Origin of the sequence: Streptomyces sp. NPDC005017 (genome assembly GCF_042873115.1) — a bacterium.
In the GTDB taxonomy this organism is placed as follows: domain Bacteria; phylum Actinomycetota; class Actinomycetes; order Streptomycetales; family Streptomycetaceae; genus Streptomyces.
Genome location: NZ_JBIALD010000004.1, coordinates 417,647 through 434,436, shown reverse-complemented (window position 1 = coordinate 434,436; position 16,790 = coordinate 417,647). Strand labels below are relative to the sequence as shown.

The 16,790-nt window shown below is 73.8% G+C and carries 16 protein-coding genes, 1 pseudogene and 1 riboswitch; of the genes and pseudogenes, 6 read left to right on the top strand and 11 right to left on the bottom strand.

Annotated elements, in window-relative coordinates:
- The first annotated feature begins 17 nt into the window (after nucleotides 1–17).
- Entirely contained in the window at nucleotides 18–2,192 is a 2,175-nt protein-coding gene (gene helR / locus ACFYR0_RS09175; RefSeq protein WP_389323699.1) for an RNA polymerase recycling motor ATPase HelR, read from the top strand.
- A gap of 65 nt (nucleotides 2,193–2,257) precedes the next feature.
- Entirely contained in the window at nucleotides 2,258–2,707 is a 450-nt protein-coding gene (locus tag ACFYR0_RS09170) for a DUF6174 domain-containing protein (RefSeq protein WP_389323696.1), read from the top strand.
- Between the two features lie 33 nt (nucleotides 2,708–2,740).
- Here the strand turns inward: ACFYR0_RS09170 and ACFYR0_RS09165 are convergent, their stop codons facing one another.
- From ACFYR0_RS09165 to ACFYR0_RS09155, 3 genes are all read right to left on the bottom strand, one after another.
- The gene (locus tag ACFYR0_RS09165) at nucleotides 2,741–3,412 is read right to left on the bottom strand and encodes a DUF2278 family protein (RefSeq protein WP_389323693.1); all 672 of its coding nucleotides are present in this window, start codon (nucleotides 3,410–3,412) and stop codon (nucleotides 2,741–2,743) included.
- A 169-nt stretch (nucleotides 3,413–3,581) separates the two neighbouring features.
- On the bottom strand, nucleotides 3,582–4,349 hold the full coding sequence (locus tag ACFYR0_RS09160) for a CbtA family protein (protein WP_389323689.1): 768 nt from the start codon (nucleotides 4,347–4,349) through the stop codon (nucleotides 3,582–3,584).
- Nucleotides 4,350–4,365: 16 nt separating this feature from the next.
- The gene (locus ACFYR0_RS09155; protein WP_389323686.1) at nucleotides 4,366–4,587 is read right to left on the bottom strand and encodes a CbtB-domain containing protein; all 222 of its coding nucleotides are present in this window, start codon (nucleotides 4,585–4,587) and stop codon (nucleotides 4,366–4,368) included.
- Nucleotides 4,588–4,647: 60 nt separating this feature from the next.
- Nucleotides 4,648–4,739, bottom strand: a riboswitch (cobalamin riboswitch).
- 220 nt (nucleotides 4,740–4,959) lie between these two features.
- On the opposite strand from ACFYR0_RS09155, the gene ACFYR0_RS09150 reads away from it, so the two are divergent.
- Nucleotides 4,960–5,553, top strand: a complete 594-nt coding sequence (locus ACFYR0_RS09150) for a histidine phosphatase family protein (RefSeq protein ID WP_389323684.1) — start codon at nucleotides 4,960–4,962, stop codon at nucleotides 5,551–5,553.
- 80 nt (nucleotides 5,554–5,633) lie between these two features.
- Here ACFYR0_RS09150 and ACFYR0_RS09145 read toward each other — a convergent pair whose 3' ends face one another.
- The 3 genes from ACFYR0_RS09145 to ACFYR0_RS09135 form a co-directional block, all read right to left on the bottom strand.
- Complete coding sequence (locus ACFYR0_RS09145) at nucleotides 5,634–6,296, bottom strand: DUF305 domain-containing protein (RefSeq protein ID WP_389323681.1); 663 nt, start codon at nucleotides 6,294–6,296, stop codon at nucleotides 5,634–5,636.
- A gap of 90 nt (nucleotides 6,297–6,386) precedes the next feature.
- The gene (locus ACFYR0_RS09140) at nucleotides 6,387–6,812 is read right to left on the bottom strand and encodes a DUF6153 family protein (protein ID WP_389323678.1); all 426 of its coding nucleotides are present in this window, start codon (nucleotides 6,810–6,812) and stop codon (nucleotides 6,387–6,389) included.
- A gap of 76 nt (nucleotides 6,813–6,888) precedes the next feature.
- On the bottom strand, nucleotides 6,889–8,445 hold the full coding sequence (locus ACFYR0_RS09135) for an SMI1/KNR4 family protein (protein WP_389323675.1): 1,557 nt from the start codon (nucleotides 8,443–8,445) through the stop codon (nucleotides 6,889–6,891).
- 96 nt (nucleotides 8,446–8,541) lie between these two features.
- Between ACFYR0_RS09135 and ACFYR0_RS09130 the strand changes: the two are divergent.
- A pseudogene (locus tag ACFYR0_RS09130) lies at nucleotides 8,542–8,976 on the top strand (LysR substrate-binding domain-containing protein); the annotation flags it as partial.
- Nucleotides 8,977–9,302: 326 nt separating this feature from the next.
- On the opposite strand, the gene ACFYR0_RS09125 reads toward ACFYR0_RS09130, so the two are convergent.
- From ACFYR0_RS09125 to ACFYR0_RS09110, 4 genes are all read right to left on the bottom strand, one after another.
- The gene (locus tag ACFYR0_RS09125) at nucleotides 9,303–11,030 is read right to left on the bottom strand and encodes a SpoIIE family protein phosphatase (protein WP_389323782.1); all 1,728 of its coding nucleotides are present in this window, start codon (nucleotides 11,028–11,030) and stop codon (nucleotides 9,303–9,305) included.
- A 126-nt stretch (nucleotides 11,031–11,156) separates the two neighbouring features.
- Entirely contained in the window at nucleotides 11,157–11,837 is a 681-nt protein-coding gene (locus tag ACFYR0_RS09120; RefSeq protein ID WP_389323672.1) for a class I SAM-dependent DNA methyltransferase, read from the bottom strand.
- A gap of 82 nt (nucleotides 11,838–11,919) precedes the next feature.
- Nucleotides 11,920–12,648: a hypothetical protein gene (locus ACFYR0_RS09115; RefSeq protein WP_389323669.1), complete on the bottom strand. Its 729-nt coding sequence runs from the start codon at nucleotides 12,646–12,648 to the stop codon at nucleotides 11,920–11,922.
- 174 nt (nucleotides 12,649–12,822) lie between these two features.
- The gene (locus tag ACFYR0_RS09110) at nucleotides 12,823–14,331 is read right to left on the bottom strand and encodes a flavin-containing monooxygenase (protein ID WP_389323666.1); all 1,509 of its coding nucleotides are present in this window, start codon (nucleotides 14,329–14,331) and stop codon (nucleotides 12,823–12,825) included.
- A gap of 124 nt (nucleotides 14,332–14,455) precedes the next feature.
- Here ACFYR0_RS09110 and ACFYR0_RS09105 point away from each other — a divergent pair, with 124 nt between their 5' ends.
- Nucleotides 14,456–15,673 (top strand): PucR family transcriptional regulator, encoded by a 1,218-nt coding sequence (locus ACFYR0_RS09105; RefSeq protein WP_389323663.1) that lies wholly within the window; start codon nucleotides 14,456–14,458, stop codon nucleotides 15,671–15,673.
- Between the two features lie 276 nt (nucleotides 15,674–15,949).
- Here the strand turns inward: ACFYR0_RS09105 and ACFYR0_RS09100 are convergent, their stop codons facing one another.
- A complete protein-coding gene (locus ACFYR0_RS09100) occupies nucleotides 15,950–16,177 on the bottom strand; it encodes a hypothetical protein (protein ID WP_389323660.1) in 228 nt (75 codons plus the stop codon).
- A gap of 307 nt (nucleotides 16,178–16,484) precedes the next feature.
- On the opposite strand from ACFYR0_RS09100, the gene ACFYR0_RS09095 reads away from it, so the two are divergent.
- A complete protein-coding gene (locus tag ACFYR0_RS09095; RefSeq protein WP_389323657.1) occupies nucleotides 16,485–16,721 on the top strand; it encodes a hypothetical protein in 237 nt (78 codons plus the stop codon).
- Nucleotides 16,722–16,790 lie beyond the last annotated feature (69 nt).

The following is a 16,790-nucleotide window of genomic DNA, read 5'->3' as shown; positions in this document are numbered from 1 at the left end:
AAGAGGAGTTCCACCAGTTGCGTTCGCTGTCGTCAGGAATCGTGTCCGGCGCCGGGTCCACCGGCCCCTTCGACCTGCCCGGCCGGCTCGCCGCGAAGGCCGACCCGGCCCTCGTCGCCGAGGACGAGAAGCACTTCGCGGCCGTCGAGGAGAGTCTGGAGCAGGCGATCGCCGACGCCTCGCACCAGCTCGACCTCGTACTGAGGGCGCCCGGCGGGGTGGGCCGGGCGGCGATGGACCGGGACGCCGAGGTGCACCGGCTCGCCGGACGGCTGCGGGCCCTGCGCCGCTTCGGGCTGGATCTGTGCCTCGGGCGGATCGTCGGGGCCGACGACGCCGAGCCCCTCTACATCGGACGGCTCGGCCTCACCGACAGCACCGGACACCGGCTGCTGGTCGACTGGCGCTCCCCCGCCGCCGGGCCCTTCTTCGCGGCCACCCACGCGAACCCCATGGGTCTGGCGAGCCGGCGCAGGTACCGGTGGAGCGGCGGTCTGATCAAGGACTACTGGGACGAGGTGTTCACCGCCGACGGCCTCGACCGGCACGCGGCACTCGACGACCAGTCGGCGTTCATCGCCAGCCTGGGCGGCAACCGGTCCGCCCGGATGCGGGACGTGCTCGGCACCATCCAGGCCGACCAGGACGCGATCATCCGGGCCGGTTCGAAGGGCGCCCTGGTGGTGGACGGCGGGCCGGGCACGGGCAAGACCGTCGTCGCCCTGCACCGTTCCGCCTATCTGCTGTACTCCGACCCCCGCCTCGGCCACCGCAGGGGCGCCGTGCTGTTCGTCGGCCCGCACCAGCCCTACCTGGCGTACGTCGCCGACGTGCTGCCCAGCCTCGGCGAGGAGGGCGTGCAGACCTGCACGCTGCGCGATCTCGTGGCGGAGGGAGCCGGGGCGGGCGGCGAGAGCGACCCGGAGGTGGCCCGGCTGAAGTCGTCCGCCGCCATGGTGGGGGCGATCGAGCCGGCCGTCCGGTTCTACGAGGAGCCGCCCACCGAGGGCATGACGGTCTCCACGCCCTGGGCGGAGATCCGGCTCGATCCCGAGGACTGGGCCGAGGCGTTCCGCGCGCCCGCGCCCGGCACCCCGCACAACGAGGGACGTGACCAGATCTGGGAGGAGCTGGTCACGATCCTGCTGGACAAGGCCGGCGGAAAGGTCCCGGCCGATCTGTTCCGCCGGGCGCTGCTGCACGACCAGGAACTCGTCGGCACCCTGGACCGCGCCTGGCCGCTGCTGGAGGCCGCCGACCTGGTCGGGGACCTCTGGACGGTCCCGGCGTATCTGCGGCTGTGCGCTCCCTGGCTGGACCGGGACGAGGTGCGCCGGCTCCAGCGCGCCGAGCCGCAGGCCTGGACGGTGTCGGACCTGCCGCTGCTGGACGTGGCGCGGCAGCGGCTCGGCGACCCGGCGGTCACCCGGCGCAGACGGCGGCGCGAGGCGGCCGTAGCCGCCCAGCGTGAGCGCATGGCCGGCGTCATCGCGAGCGTCCTCGCGGCCGACGACGACGGCGAGGGCGCGGTGACCATGCTGATGGGGGACGATCTCCAGAACAGCCTGGTCGACGAGGCCGCGCTGCCCGCCGAGCGGCCCGACCTGCTCGCCGGGCCGTTCGCGCACGTGGTCGTGGACGAGGCCCAGGAACTCACCGACGCCGAGTGGCAGATGCTGCTCCAGCGCTGCCCGTCCCGCAGCTTCACGATCGTCGGGGACCGGGCCCAGGCCCGGCACGGCTTCAGCGAGTCGTGGCGGGAACGGCTGGAGCGGGTCGGTATCGACCGGGTCGAGATCACCTCGCTCGGCATCAACTACCGCACCCCCCGGGAGGTCATGGCGGAGGCCGAGCCGGTCATCCGGGCCGTGCTCCCGGACGCGAACGTGCCGACCTCGGTGCGGAGCAGCGGGCTGCCGGTCGTCCACGGCTCCGTGACGGAACTGGACTCGGTCCTCGGCACCTGGCTCGAGTCCAACGCCGAGGGTGTCGCGTGCGTCATCGGCGATCCGACGTTCCGGGACACACCTCGCGTCCGTTCGCTGACACCGGAGCTGTCCAAGGGCCTGGAGTTCGATCTCGTGGTCCTGGTCGACCCCGAGCGGTTCGGCGACGGCGTCGAAGGAGGCGTCGACCGCTATGTGGCGATGACCCGCGCCACCCGCCGGCTGGTCGTCCTCACCAGTTCCTGAGCCACCCGAACGTTCGGCGGCGGTACGGCGTCACAGGTGCAGTCGAGATCGAAAGGGACTCCGCCATGACCGCCGTACCCCGCCGTGCCCTCGCCGTTCTCGCCACCGCACTGCTGGGCGGGCTCCTGTCCGCGTGCGGCGGCGACGGACAGGAGACGGCTTCGCGACCGAACTGGTCCGAGCCGGCCTCGTACACGTACACCCTCAACTCCGGTACGGGGGAACGCGCGTTGATCGGACGCTTCCGGATCACGGTCGCGAACCACGAGGTCGCGCACGCCCGCGGCCTCGACGACAGCGGGCGGCGTCTGGTCGCGAACTCCCCCGGCCAGGTGCCCACCCTCGGCGACCTCCTGAAGGAGCTGGACCGGGCGCGCGGCGAGGGCGCCGCCACCGCGGAGGCCGAGTACGCCCCCGACGGCCGCCCGGAGCGCATCACCCTGGACTGGGACACGAACGCGCTCGACGACGAGGCGGAGTACGTGATCAGCGGCTACGAGCCGGTCACCGGATAGGTCCGCTCGGCACGCTGCCGTCGTCGCCCGCGGTCAGGTCACCGGGTGGCCCGCGTTGTCCGTGTGGTCGGCCTGGCTGGAGAACTTGTTCAGGAAGACGTCGTAGCGGCCGTCGGGGCGGCGGGAGAGGGTGGCGCCGTCCTGCCAGATGCCGTTCTCGTCCCACCACGGGGAGCCGGCCGGATCGCCCTGGTTCTGGTGGACGTTGTGCATGCCGAGGTCGCCCTCCGGGTCGTCGGTGAACGGCTCCCCGAACACCAGCACCCGTCGGCCGGGCACCAGCGTCGGTTCCAGTGCCGCGGCGGCGTCGACGTTGGAGCCCGCGTGCCAGGGCCGGGCGCCGAACAGGTCGAGGAGGTCCTGGAGCCAGGACGGGGGACGACGCTGGAACAGCACGCCCGAGCGGTCCAGGAGCGCCGGGTGCCGCAGGTAGTCCAGCGCTCCGGAGCCGGGCGCGGAGACGAGGTCGTGGTACCCGGCCGCGAGGGCGGCGACCGGTCCGAGGGCGCCGGCGTTCAGGGTGAACGTCTTCCACTGCACGCCCACGTTGGACTTGTGGCTGTCGACGTCCACGGCGCAGTGGTAGCGCCCGCCGGGCGCGTCCACCTCGATGTTGACGTGGAACCAGCGGCCCTGGTTGTCGGCCTGGTCGCGGTAGTGGCGGTGGAGTGTCCCGGACAGCACACCGTACTTTTCGAAGGGCATGCGGCCAGTGAACCCGCGGCCCGGCGGGCCGGGCACGATCCCCTGCGGGTGTCCCGTCCGGGTGACCCGAATGGGTCCCTGGACGGAACACCGGCACAGGGCGCCTGGACCGGGCGGGCGCGCCCCCGGCCGGTCCGGGCGTGGGCGCCGTGCGCGGCGCCCTGGTGCGTCAGGCGACCGGCGCGGACAGCTCCGCTCCGCGACCGGCTGTCGCGGTGGCGGGCCTCGGCTCCAGCACGCGTTCGGCGAGGGGACCGAAGAGCAGGCCGAGCGTCGCCCACAGGATCGCCTGGACGCCGAGGGAGGCCATGCGGAACTCCCACAGATCGGTGGCGGGGAAGCCCTTGGGAGCGTTCTCGCCGGACGGCAGGAACACCATGGCCACGGTCACGGCCGCCACGAAGGCCACCGCGGCGGCGATCGAGGCGTTCCAGTTGCCCCAGGCCGGGGCGAGGCGGCGGCCCAGCAGGACCGCCGCCACGCCGAGCAGGACGCTCAGCGCGATCATCAGGAAGTACAGCGAGGTCCGCTGCCCGATGGTGTCGGGGTTGCCGACGGCGGGCGGCTGCGCCGGGAACTTCAGGGTGGGCACCAGGTAGACGGTGAGGAAGGCGGCCAGCGCCGTCAGCGCCGCCGTGGCCCGGGGACCGAAACGGCCTATGCGGCCCAGCGCGAAGCAGAACGCGAGGGCGGCGATGCCGCCGACGGCCACGCCGAAGACGAGGACACCGGTCGCCAGACCCACGGTCGACTGCGCCGACCTGCTGACCAACTCCTCCCCGCCGTGGGCGTGGTGGGAGTTCGCCTCCTCGAAGGCGATCGCCGCGTCGACCGGCCCCTCGCCCACCAGATAGGCGAACGCGAAGGCCAGTACGCCGGCGCAGAGGCCCGCGAGCATGCCGCGCACCAACAGGGCACGCACGATTGCGGAGTTCATCGGTGTGCGCTCCCCGTCAGTGGCAGGGGAAGCCGAGCAGGTGACGGCCGTCGTGCACCCACTCGTGCACACCCTCACCGGAGAAGACCGCGAAGGCACCCTGCTCGGCGCCGACGAAGTAGAGCAGGACGAGCATCAACAGGCCGAAGAACACGGCCCAGGGCAGGACGGCCCGGACGGGCAGCGGAGCCGCGGTGGGCAGGGCGGCGGGGGCAGGGGCGGCAGTGGACTGCGCCATGGCGAGACCTCCTCGGGAACACGCGTCCCGTGTCTGTGGAGCACTCGACGACGGCTTCGGGTCTGACTCACCGCCATCCTCCCGCCCCCGGTGGGGAGCAGGAGCCTGCGGCACACAGTGGCGCGACCGTGCCGGGTTTGCACCGGACTTCCGAAGCGCCGTCGTCTTCTGTTGTCGCCCAGATCGTAGAGGCAAGGGGCCCATCAGCCAACATGGCGTGCGCCACCTACGATGGGTCGGCCCCGCGCCCGTCCGGCACGGCCCGGCCGTGCCCGATTCCGGTCCGGCCGGGCCCGGTTCCGTTCGGCCGGGCTCGATTCGGTCCGGTCCGGGTGGGCCCGGGCCGCTGCCGATCCGGTCAGGAGGTCCCGCATGACGATCCGGCTCACGCTGCTGTGTGCCGCGGCGCCCGCCGGGCGGGAAGTGCGCTTCGCCGACTCCCCGCCGGACGAGGGGGCGCTGAGGCACGCCCGTGCGACGGTCGTGCATCCGTCCGCCCCCGGCCTGCGCCTGTGCGCGCCCTCGCTGCGGTGCCGTCGTACCGTCGAGGCGTTCGGCTGGGAGGCCGTCGCCGTCGAACCGGCCCTGCGGGACATGGAGATGGGCCACTGGCTGGGACGTACGCCCGAGGAGGTCGCGAGCGCGGATCCCGCCGGGTTCGGGGCCTGGCTCGGCGACCCCTCGGCCGCGCCGCACGGCGGCGAGTCCGTGGCCGATGTGTGCGGCAGGGTCGCCGCGTGGCTCGACGGGCTGCCGTCCGGCGCGGGGCGGGTGGTGGCGGTGGTCGAGCAGGCCGTGGCGCGGGCCGCGGTCGTCCACGCGCTGGCCGCGCCGCCCGGGTCGTTCTGGCGCGTGGACGTGCCGCCGCTCGGCGCCGTCCTTCTCACGGGCCGGGCGGGGCGGTGGAATCTACGGCTGGACGGTGCCGTCGCCGGTCCGCCCTCCGGAGGCGAGGACGGCGGCTGATCCGCGGTGCGGGGCGGCCGCCCGGACCTCTCGGGATGTCCTCGAAGCACGGGCGGCCGACAGGCGGTCGGTGAGGCGGATCAGAGGCGGTCGAGGATCCTCCGGAACCTCTCGACCTCGGCGGACTGGTTCTCGACCACGTCCGCGGCGAGGTTCTTGGCCGTGGCGTTACGGCCGTTCTTCCGCTGGTCCTCCGCCATGGTGACGGCACCCTCATGGTGCTCGATCATCAGCTCGGCGAACAGCCGGTCGAAGGCGGTGCCCTGGGCGGTCTGGAGCCTGCGCATCTGGTCGGCGGACATCATGCCGGACATCCCGGAGTGGTCCGAGGCGCCGGAGCCGTGGTGCATACCGGGCATGCCCTGGTCGGCGGACTCGGGCCTGCCCCAGGCCTTCAGCCAGGCCCGCATGGTCCGGATCTCGGGGTCCTGGGCCTGCTCGATGGCGGTGGCCAGGGTCTTGATCTCCGCGTCGGAGGCCCGGCCGTCCGCGAGCCGGGCCATCTCCAGCGCCTGCTGGTGGTGCGGGATCATCGCCTGCGCGAACGTGACGTCGACGTCGTTGAAGGCGCCGGGCGCCCGGGTGCCGGCCGCGGTCGGCGCGACGGAGGCGGAGCTGTCGCTCCCGTGGTGGGTGCCCTCCGGGTCGCCGGTGCCGCAGGCGGAGAGCAGCAGGCCGCCGGCGAGGACGGCGGTCACGATCGCCGCACGGCGGCGGCTCGGGGCAGGGGTGTGGACGGTCATGTGCGAAGTACCTCGTTCGGTCAGGTCTGTTCGGTGGGTGCGGAACGCGCCGGGTGCGCGGGCGGGACGGGGCCCGCGCCGCGGTCGGGCCTATATCCGCAGTACCGAGAGCTGATCGAGGAGGGGTATGGAGGGTGGCGGGGCGGAGCGCCGCCGTACGGCCGGGGCCCGGGCGAGCGGTGCCGCCAGCCGGTCCCTGCGGCCGGCCGCCGCGCACAGGAACAGCACGAGCAGCCATCCGGTGAGCACGGCCACGCAGACGGACAGCACGTCCATCACCGTCACTGGCTCGTCCGCCGACGGCGTACCCGGAGCCGGGTCGTCGGCCACCGCCGCTGCCATGCCGTCGTGCTGCGCGGCGGACGCGGCGTGGTGTACACCACCCGCGGCAGGGCCGGACGAGTGCTCCGGGTGGCCCAAGGTGTGCATGGCGAACACGCCGAGGACGAGCGTGACGACGAGCAGGAGGTACCCGAAGGCTCCTCCCAGGCGCAGTCGCGTACTCATCTCCGACATGCCGTCATGCTACAAAGCCCCCGACCGGCCCGCCGCCGCGCACTCCCGGGCGAGAAGGACGGCGTCTCCCCGACCCTCACAGGCTGCCGTCGACGGCAAGGGCCTCTCCCGTGTCCAGGCCCAGGCGGGCGGCCCAGGCCAAGGCCTCCTCGAAGCCCGCGTCCTTGTCCGCGAGCCGGGCCGCGGCGAGGGCGGGCGGGGCCTTGGCCTCGTCCAGGACGGTCGCCCACTGGTCGGCCGTCAGGGCGAGGTAGCGCAGGTCGGTCAGGTCGGCGAGCGTGGCCGGGTCCGTGGTCTCGGCCGCCGAGAGGTCGAGGCCGCGCAGCTGCGGCACGCTCCGCAGGGGTGCGAGGGCGAGGGGCGCGGTGGTGGTGAGCTCCAGGGAGGTGAGGTGGGGGTGGTCCGTGAGCGGGGACAGGTCGCCGTCCGCGAGGGTGACGCGCAGGGACTCCACCGGCAGGGTGCGCAGCGGCGTCAGGTCGGTCGTCGTGGAGCGGTTGAGATGCAGACGGCGGAGGCGGGGCGCGGCGGTCAGGGGCGCGAGGTCGACCGTGCCGGTCGCGTCGTTGACATGGATGGCCTGGAGAGCCGGCGGCACCTCGTCGGGGACGGCGCCGATGATCTGCCGGGTGCCGGAGCCGTCGCCGGGTTCGAGCAGGGTGAGGTAGTCGCCGTCCCGTTCGTAGCGGCCCTGCTCCAGGAGTTCGAGGGAGCGGCCGAGGAGCGCGGTGACCGAGTCGGCGACGTAGGCGGGGCCTTCGTCGTAGTCACGGCCGGTTCTGATGATCTGGCCGGGGCGGCCGTCGCGAGCGGGTGCCGTGTCGACGGCCAGGTAGTTGCCGTCCTCGCTGGTGGCGAAGCGCAGCCAGCCGGGGTGGGCGCCGCAGCGGCGCACGGTGTCGGCGGGTGCCGTGTCGAAGACGACCGCCTTCCATTCCAGGTCCCAGCCGTACCAGGGCCGCTCCCCCGCGCTCCAGTCAACGTGCTCGGCGACCAGGCCGCGCAGCGGGAGCCAGAGGTTGTCGGCGATCAGACAGCCGCCGTCGTGCCCGGCGGACTCGCCGTCGGCGATCAGGTAGAGGGCGCGCAGATCGGCGGGCAGCGGGCGGCCGAGGCGCCGCTCCGCCTCGGCCAGCTCGGCGGCCGTGGCGGGCGGGTTCAGTTCGTCACGGCGGCCGAGGATCTCGGCGCGCCGGTCGAGGTAGGCGTGGAAGCGGGCCACGGCCAGGCCCGGGTCGCCGGAGGGCGGTGCGGTTCCGGCCTCCTGGGACAGGCCGGGCTGGGGCAGCCGGTAGTCGGGGTCCAGGACCGCCTGGAAGCCGCTCATCCCTCCGGTGACGCAGGCGACGGCGTCGTGGAAGGCGGTGAGCCGGAACTCGCCCGAGGCCCGGCAGCGTATCTCCATGCTCACCGGCTCCCAGCCGCGATCCTCCCGCAACACCTCGGCCAGGGCCATCAGTTCCCTGTGCGGGTTGGGCAGGCTGGGGCCCCACGAGGTGCCGCGCGGGGCGTAGCCGCCCGTCACCGAGGAGCCGCCGCGTCCCGCGCGGGCGTGCATGACCGCCTCGGTCCAGCCCTGCGGGGCCTTCGCGACGATCGCCTCGACGATGGGCCGTACCGCCTGCTCGACCATGAGCCGCTCCCGTGCTGTTGACGCCGATGTTGATCAACATCATCGCAGGCGGCACTGACACCCCGTCGGCAACGTCGGCCGGTTCGGCCGGTTCGGATGGTTCGGGTGGTTCGGGTGGTTCGGGTGGTTCGGGTGGTTCAGGTGGTTCAGGTGGTTCAGGTGGTTCGGACGGCGGGGGTCGCCACCTCGAGCCCGAAGCCGCTCCCCGCGCTGCTGGCCCGGGACTTCGACCTGGTCGTCGCCGAGGAGTACCCGGGCGGCCCACGCCCTCGGCCCGCCGGGCTGGAGGAGGCGGAGCTGGTCGACGACTCGCCGCACCTCGCCCTGCCGGGCGACGGCCACGAGAAGGTCCCCGACGGCCCGTCGGCGACGCTGCGTTCGGTGGCCGGCGGCCCGTGGGTGATGGAGCCCGAGGGCACGGCCGCCCGCCACTGGACCATGGCCGTGTGCCGCGACGCGGGCTTCGAACCGGACGTACGGTTCGAGGCCACGGATCTGCTGCCGCACGTGCGGCTGGTCGGGCTGGGCCACGCGGCGGCGTTCCTGCCGGGCCTGGTCTGGGCCGGGCAGCCGCCGACCGTCACGCTGCGCCGGCTGCCCCGGGGCAGCGCGTCCGGCGCGTCTTCACGGTCGTACGGCAGGGGCGCGGCCGGCATCCGGCGGTCGTGGCGTGCCGGGACGCGCTGCGGCGGGCGGCGCGTTCGGTGGAGGAGTGGCCGGACCGAGGGGCGTGGCCTGTGGCGAAGGGGCCGCGCTGGTCGGGCCTGGCGGCGGAGGTTCCCGGCTCCGGGTCACCTCCGGCGCGGGAGCCGACCGGGTCCGGGTCACACCCGGCGCGGGAACCTGCCCGGTACGGGTCACACCCGGCGCGGGAGTCTGCCCGGTACGGGCCCTGGCAGGCGTTGTTCGAACCAGACGATCTTGCCGCCGCTGACCCGGGTGACACCCCAGCGCAGGGCGAGCTGGTCGACGAGGAACAGGCCGCGGCCGTTCTCGTCGTCGAGCCGGGCGTGGCCGAGCCTGGGCAGTTGCGGGGAGTCGTCGCGGACCTCGACGCGCAGCACGTCGGTGCGCAGCAGCCGCAGGGTGAGCGGCCGGGTGGTGACGCGGACGGCGTTCGCGACGACCTCGGTGACCAGTAGCTCGGTGGTGTCCGTGAGGGGGTCCAGGCCCCACCGGTTCAGGGTTCTGCGGGCGAGGCGGCGGGCCTGGCTCGCGGTGCGCGGATGCGGGGTGAGGTACCAGTTGGCGGCGGTCTCGGGCCGCAGTCCCTCGAAGCGCGCGGCGAGCAGGGCGACGTCGTCCGCGCGGTCGCCCTCCTCCAGGGTGCCGAGCGCGGCCTCGCACAGGGGTTCCAGGGACGGCGACCCGTCGGTGCCGAGGGCGCGCAGCCGGTGGCGCAGCCGGGTCATGCCGGACTGGATGTCGGAGCCGCGGGACTCGACCAGGCCGTCGGTGTAGAGCAGGAGGGTGGAGCCGGTGGGAGCGGGCATCTCGGTGGTCTCGAAGTCGCCTCCGCCGACACCTATCGGCACCCCCGACGGGAGGGTGAGGATCTCCGCGCTGCCGTCGCGGTGCAGCAGCAGCGGGGGCGGGTGACCGGCGTTGGCCGTCAGCAGGCGCCGGGAGACGGGGTCGTAGACGGCGTAGAGGCAGGTGGCGAGGTGCTGGCTGCCGAGGCGGCCGGCCTGTTCGTCGAGGTGGTGGAGGACCTCGTGCGGGGGGAGGTCGAGCCCGGCCAGGGTCTGGACGACGGTGCGCAGCTGCCCCATGATCGCGGCCGAGGTCAGGGAGTGGCCCATGACGTCGCCGATGACGAGGGCGACCCGGTTGCCGGGCAGCGATATCGCGTCGTACCAGTCGCCGCCCACCTCCGCGGTCCGGGAGGCGGGCAGATAGCGGCTCGCCAGCCGGACGCCGACGAGCGCGGGCAGCGAGGGCGGCAGCATGGTGCGCTGGAGGGTGTCGGCGACGGACGCCTCCTGGCCGTGCAGCAGCGCCTTGTCGACGCCGAGCGCGGCGTGCGTGGCGAGCTGGGAGGCGACGAGGAGGTCGTCGGCGGTGTAGGCGTGGCGGCTCCGGTCGCGCAGCAGGGCGAGGCTGCCGAGGACGTGGTGGCGGCCGCGCAGCGGGGCGATGATCATCCGCCGTCCGGGGGGCGCCTCCTCGGCGAGGTCGGCGGAGGCCAGCAGCTCGGTGGCCGCGGCGACGCAGCCGGGACCGTTGGCGAACACCGGGCGTCCGGCGCGCAGCAGCTTGGCCAGCGGGCCGGACAGGACGTGGGAGGGGGTCTCGGCGGTGGGTGCCGGGGTCCGGTAGACGGTGTGCAGCTTGAGCTGGGGCGGGCTCTCGGGAGGTCCGTCGTCGAGCGGCAGCGGGTCGTACAGGTGGACGACGGCCAGGTCGGCGAAGAGCGGCACCGCCGCCCGGCACAGCTCGGCCAGTGTCTCGTCGACGCTCAGCCCGCGGGCTATCCGCCGGGTGGCGGTGTCGAGATAGCGCAGCCGGCCGGTGCCGGCGTCGCCCAGGGGACGCCCGCTCCGCTCCCGCCGGCCGCGGCTGGAGCCGTACCGCGCGCCGATCATCACAACACCGCCGAGTCTGCCTGTGTGCACGGACTTCCGTCCGCCGGTATCAGGCCGAGTGCCCCTTCGGCCCCGGCCGCATCTGCTGACATCGGTACGTGGATTCCCGCACCCCGGTCCGCCCGCTCAGTCGAGTCTCTTGCAGCGCAGGAAGATCTGCTCCTCCGGAGGAACGTCGGAGCTCTCCGGCGCGTACGTGTACGAGGACTCCTCCTCGATCCGGAAGCCCGCGGTCTCGACGACCTCGCGCAGGGTGTCGCGCAGGTATCCGGTGACGCGGATGGTGGTGCCGAGGAAGGGGATCGCGAAGTCGTCCAGGTCGGCCTCGACCATGGAGACGACGAGGTGACCGCCCGGCCGGAGCAGGTTGTGGATCGTCTCCAGTGCGAGGGGGATCTCCGCGCGCGGCAGCATCAGCAGCGAGAAGAAGGCCGCGACGCCGTCGAAGCGGCCCAGGTCGACCGGGCCGCCGGAGCGCAGGTCGGCGATGTCCGCGCGGTGGAACAGGGCGCCGGGCACGTTGCGCCGGGCCAGCTCCACCATGGCGTCCGACAGGTCGACGCCGACGACCTCGCAGCCCGCGTCGGCGAGCTGCCGCGCGGTCGGCAGGCCGGTGCCGCAGCCGAGGTCCAGCACCCTGGCCCCGGACGGCAGCCGTGCGGCCAGCCATTCGGCGGACTGGACCTGTCCTTCCTTGTGCGGGAAGGCCTCGTCGTAGCGGTCGCCGATGGCGTCGAAGGCCTCCGCCTGACCCGTTCGGTCGACCTTCAGGCCGTCGTACCCGACTCCCTCACCGGTACCGCTCACGCTGCGTCTCCCTTGGGCTAAGGCTTCGATCATCCTTGCACAGCGGACCCCGCCGCGGCGGGGTCTCGGGGGAGAAAGAACGTCAACCGCGGATGTGAACGAACACCCCGATGAGAACGGCGAGAAGCACCAGCGCCGCGGCCACCGAACGGGTCATCAGCCGCAGCCGCCGCTCGCTGCTCGCGCGCACGGACCGCGGATGCGCGAGAGTGGCCGCCGCCTCCTGCCCGACCCTCGCCCGCAGCGCCTTGCGGGCCGCCTCCGGGGTGGCGGCGAGCGCCGTACGGGCGTGCCGCAGTCTGCCGCGCACGGCGGCGGTACTGGCCTCGGACTCGGCCGCGGCCTCGAAGACGGTGAGCCCGAGACCGTCGCAGAGCACGGCGGTACGGCGGTGCCGTGGGGGCAGCTCCAGCAGCGCGCCCAGCACCGGATCGGCCGGGGCCGGGCCGGGGCGGCCGGGGAGGCGGCGGAAGCGGTGCCAGGGCGACAGCGCGTGGTCGTAGGTCCGGGCCCGGGTCCAGCCCACGGGGTCCGGGTCCCTGGCGACCTCGGGCCAGTGCTCCCAGGCCTGCCGGAAGGCGTGCTCGACCGACTCGAAGGCCAGCCGGCGGCAGCCGGTCAGCAGATACGCCTGATGCACCAGCCCGGGGGCGGCGTAGACATAGAGCGCGTCGAACGCGGACTCGGGCGTGAGAGGCGCGGGAACCGTGACGGGCGCCGCCCCGGCGGTGTCGTGCAGGGCGCGCAGCAGGGTCAGACGCGTCGTGCTCCCGGAGCCGCCGCCTCGTTCCGTGGACGGGTTGGCGTACATGAGGCTCCCCTGTGTGACCGGCGTGAACGTCGGGCGGCAGCCCACGGTCCGAGCAGAACCGTCTCTGCATCTGCCCGCACGGCTACCCCAACGCGCGTTCCCGACGCTGGGTGGCGCGGGAGCGGAGCGGATCACACGGTCAGGCGAACGGTCGAACCCGCGTCCCCCACGCGCTCAGCGGGCCGGTTCCAGGCGGTGCGCGGCGTCGGCCCTGCTGAAGCGCAGCTCGGGGTCGGTGACGCTGTCGGCGCGCAGCAGTTTGACGTCGTCGCGGTAGCTCATGGAGGTCAGCCACGGCATCCGGTCGCCCTGGCGGGGCAGTTGGTCGACGACGCGCTGGACGTAACCGGCGCCGAAGTCGAGGAACGGCCGGGTCGGCATCGCCGGATCGGCGGGCTCGGGGCGGCAGATGTCGAGGCCGTGGGCGTCCATGTGGGCCAGCAGGCGGCAGAAGTGCTCGCAGAGCAGGCCGATCTTCAGCGTCCAGGAGGAGTTGGTGTAGCCGATCGCGTAGGCGAAGTTGGGCACCCCCGAGACCATCATGCCCTTGTAGGCGATCGTGTCGGACACGCGGACCGGTCGGCCGTCGACGGTGATCGGGATGCCGCCCAGCGCCTGGACGTTGAGCCCGGTGGCGGTCACCACGACGTCCGCCTCCAGTTCGCGGCCGGAGTCGAGCAGGACGCCCTTCTCGGTGAAGGTGCGGATCCGGTCGGTCACGATCGAGGCGCTGCCGTCCTTGAGCACCTTGAACAGGTCTCCGTCCGGCACCGCGCACAGCCGCTGGTCCCACGGGTCGTACGGCGGGTTGAAGTGCTCGTCGACGGGATAACCCCTGGGCAGCCGACGGGCGTTGACCCAGCGGATGATCCGGCGGGCGGCCTTCGGGTTGCGCCGGCAGAACGCCCAGACGGCCCGCTGCTGGGCGATGTTCTTGCGCCGGGCCAGGGCGTAGCCGCGTCCGTCGCCGAAGACCTTGCGCAGGGCGCCTGCGACCGGGTCCCTGCGCGGCACCGGCATGACGTAGCTCGGGGTGCGCTGGAGCATGGTCACGTGCGCCGCGGTGCCGGCCATCGCGGGGACCAGGGTGACCGCCGTGGCGCCGCTGCCGATCACCAGCACCCGCTTGCCCGTGTGGTCGAGGTCCTCGGGCCAGTGCTGCGGATGCACGATCGGGCCGCCGAAGCGCTCCCGGCCCTCGAAGTGCGGGGTGAACCCCTCCTCGTAGCGGTAGTAGCCCATCGCGCAGAACAGCCAGGAGCAGGTCAGCGTCGTGCGCTCGCCGGTGTCGGTGCGCTCCACCTCGACCGTCCAGCACGCCCGCCCGGTCGACCACGAGGCGCCGAGCACCTTGTGCCGGTAGCGGATGTGCGGGTCCAGCCCGTTCTCGCGCACGGCCTCGTGCAGATAGGCCAGGATCCGCGGGGCGTCCGCGATCGACTCCTTGTCCCGCCAGGGCTTGAACTCGTAGCCGAAGGTGTGCAGATCCGAGTCGGAGCGGATGCCCGGGTAGCGGAACAGGTCCCAGGTGCCGCCGCAGTCGGCGCGCGCCTCCAGGATCGCGAAGCTCTTGCCCGGCAGTTCGGTCCTGAGATAGCGGCCGGCTCCGATGCCGGAGATCCCGGCGCCGACGATCAGGACGTCCAGATGCTCGACGGCGGGCTCGGTGGAGGCGGAGGACATGGGGCGGCTCCCGGTCGGCGGCGATCAGTTCCCCCATGGTGGAAGCCCCGTCCCCACAGGCATAGGAGCAGTCTGCACCGGATTTCCTCCGGGCTGGTGCACAGTGCACTGTTACCTTGAGCGCATGTCGTGGAGCGCGCCCTCGCCCAGGATCCGGAGCCTGATCCGCCAGGGGGCCGAGATCGCCCTCAACCCCCGGCCGGAGTGGCTCGCCGAGCTGGACGCGGCCACCCTGGCCGGGGAGACGAGGAAGCCGATCGCCGCCGACCCCGTGCTGTCGGCCGGGATGCGGCGGGCCAACCGGGCCAACCTGCTCCAGTGGGCCGCCGCCAACGTCAGCGCCCCGGGCGCGCCCGTGCCCGCGAACGACGGGGAACTGCCCCTCGTCACCGCCCGGGACATCGTGCGGCACGGGCTCGACGAACCCGCCCTCGACGCCTTCCGCGCCGGGGAGAGCGTCGCGGTCCGGGTGTGGACGCAGATCGCCTGCTCGCTCACCGACGACGCCCAGGAACTGCGCGAGCTGCTCGACGTCTCCCTGCGTTCCATCTCCGCCTTCGTCGACGCCTCCGTCGCCGTGCTCTCCGCGCACATCCGCGCCGAGCGCGTCGAACTCGCCGGCGGTACGCACGCCGAACGCAGGCACATCGTCACCCTGCTGCTGGACGGGGCGCCCATCACACCCCAGCGCGCCGAGGCGGGACTGGGCTATCCGCTGGACACCACGCACACCGCGGCCGTCATCTGGGCCGACGACCTGGACGCGGACCTGCGCCAGCTCGACCGTGCCGCCGAGGCCCTCGCGTCCGCCGCCGGCCGGGCCCGTCTGCTCAGCGTCACGGCCAGCGCCGCCACCCGCTGGGTGTGGATCGACGCGGCCCTCGATCCCGCCGGGGTCCGGGCGGCCATCGGCCCGCTGCCCGTCGCGCGCGTCGCGCTCGGCTCGCCCGCCTCCGGCGTCAACGGCTTCCGCCGCAGCCATCTCGACGCCCTGACCACCCAGCGGATGCTCGCCCGGCTCGCCTCGGCCCAGCGCCTCGCCTCCCACGACGAGGTCGAGCTCGTCGCCCTGCTGTCCCAGGACCTGGAGGGCGCCGACCGCTTCGTCAGGCGCACCCTCGGCGACCTGGACGGCGCGCCCGCCGACATCGTCGACGCCGTACGGGTCTTCCTCGCCGAGCAGTGCAACGCCTCCCGGGCCGCCCTGCGGCTGTTCACCCACCGCAACACCCTGCTGCGCCGCCTCAACCGCGCCGACGAGCTCCTGCCGCGCCCACTCGCCGAGCACACCCTGGAGGTCGCCGCGGCGCTGGAGATCCGGCACTGGCGCGGCCGCGACTGACCGACAGGGCGGCCTGGGGCGCCCAGCGCCGCACGGGCCGCCGCGAGCGTCCCGGCGGGCAGTCGGGCGACGAGGCCGAGATGACGCAGGGGCCGTTCGAGGACATACGCCGGGAGGCAGTCGCCGGCCGTCAGGAGCTCACCCCTGGTGCCCACCGGGGCGGCACGGCACGCGGCGGAACCGACACCGTCCAGCTGGAACCTGAGCAGGGCCGCCGGGTCGCCGTACGCGGCGGAGAACCGGGCACCGGGCGGTCTCGGGCGTGCCTCCACCGTCTCAGCCCCGGCCGAAGAAGTCGGGCGGCTGCGCCGGGAGCGGCAGGGCGGGTCCGTTCGGCGGACGAGGCACCTCGCGGCCCTGCGCCCGCCACAGCGCGACGAGTTGGGAGTAGATCGGCGTGTCCGTGTGCGCGGACTTCTCGGTGCCCGCGGCGTCCGTCGCGCCCTCGGGGCCGCGTCCCGGCTCGGGACGCTCCTCGGGGGTGTCGGCTCCGTTCGACGCCATGCCCGGCACTCACGCCCCTCTCTCCGGGTCTCTGCGGTCCTTACGGGTTAACGTTTCTTCAGGCGCGTTTCGTGCGCCCTGTCCCCGTGCCGATGCGATGTCGCCCATGGCGCTCATGCCTGCCCAGCGCGGCCGGTGCGCATCCTCCGCCGCGGAGATGAAACGGCGTGCACGCGGCGCGCTCGGTGGCATACCGGTGGCATGTGCGCCCCCCTCAAGGGGTCCCGCCGCACGGCCCGGGTGCGGGCCCGCGCCGGTCCGGGTGCTACCGCTGCCAAGGCCCGGCAAGGCGTGGGAAGACGGCCCGGTGACCGAGCCCGGGTATCTCGCCGCGATCGGGGAGTCGTACGACACCGTCGCCGCCGACTGCACCGCACGCGTCAAGTCCCCTGACGAACTGGACCCCTTGTCGCGCGGCATGCTGGCCGTCTTCGCCGAGCTCGTGCGGGGCGACGCCCGCAGGCCCGTCGCGGATCTGGGCTGCGGTCCCGCAAAGGTGACGGCTCATCCGGCCGCCCTGGGCGTCGAGGTAGCCGGCCGGTGAGTCCTGCAGGCGGCAGTTCGCCACCTTCCTTGCCGTCGGGCGGGGTCGACGCGGTGGAGGCGTGACCGG

What these genes read in the sequence shown, in the direction of transcription:
- ACFYR0_RS09170 (WP_389323696.1), top strand. Translation starts at nt 2,258, where the DNA reads ATGACCGCCGTACCCCGCCGTGCCCTCGCCGTTCTCGCCACCGCACTG.
- ACFYR0_RS09165 (WP_389323693.1), bottom strand. Translation starts at nt 3,412, where the DNA reads ATGCCCTTCGAAAAGTACGGTGTGCTGTCCGGGACACTCCACCGCCAC.
- ACFYR0_RS09160 (WP_389323689.1), bottom strand. Translation starts at nt 4,349, where the DNA reads ATGAACTCCGCAATCGTGCGTGCCCTGTTGGTGCGCGGCATGCTCGCG.
- ACFYR0_RS09155 (WP_389323686.1), bottom strand. Translation starts at nt 4,587, where the DNA reads ATGGCGCAGTCCACTGCCGCCCCTGCCCCCGCCGCCCTGCCCACCGCG.
- ACFYR0_RS09150 (WP_389323684.1), top strand. Translation starts at nt 4,960, where the DNA reads ATGACGATCCGGCTCACGCTGCTGTGTGCCGCGGCGCCCGCCGGGCGG.
- ACFYR0_RS09145 (WP_389323681.1), bottom strand. Translation starts at nt 6,296, where the DNA reads ATGACCGTCCACACCCCTGCCCCGAGCCGCCGCCGTGCGGCGATCGTG.
- ACFYR0_RS09140 (WP_389323678.1), bottom strand. Translation starts at nt 6,812, where the DNA reads ATGTCGGAGATGAGTACGCGACTGCGCCTGGGAGGAGCCTTCGGGTAC.
- ACFYR0_RS09135 (WP_389323675.1), bottom strand. Translation starts at nt 8,445, where the DNA reads ATGGTCGAGCAGGCGGTACGGCCCATCGTCGAGGCGATCGTCGCGAAG.
- ACFYR0_RS09125 (WP_389323782.1), bottom strand. Translation starts at nt 11,030, where the DNA reads ATGATCGGCGCGCGGTACGGCTCCAGCCGCGGCCGGCGGGAGCGGAGC.
- ACFYR0_RS09115 (WP_389323669.1), bottom strand. Translation starts at nt 12,648, where the DNA reads ATGTACGCCAACCCGTCCACGGAACGAGGCGGCGGCTCCGGGAGCACG.
- ACFYR0_RS09110 (WP_389323666.1), bottom strand. Translation starts at nt 14,331, where the DNA reads ATGTCCTCCGCCTCCACCGAGCCCGCCGTCGAGCATCTGGACGTCCTG.
- ACFYR0_RS09105 (WP_389323663.1), top strand. Translation starts at nt 14,456, where the DNA reads ATGTCGTGGAGCGCGCCCTCGCCCAGGATCCGGAGCCTGATCCGCCAG.
- ACFYR0_RS09100 (WP_389323660.1), bottom strand. Translation starts at nt 16,177, where the DNA reads ATGGCGTCGAACGGAGCCGACACCCCCGAGGAGCGTCCCGAGCCGGGA.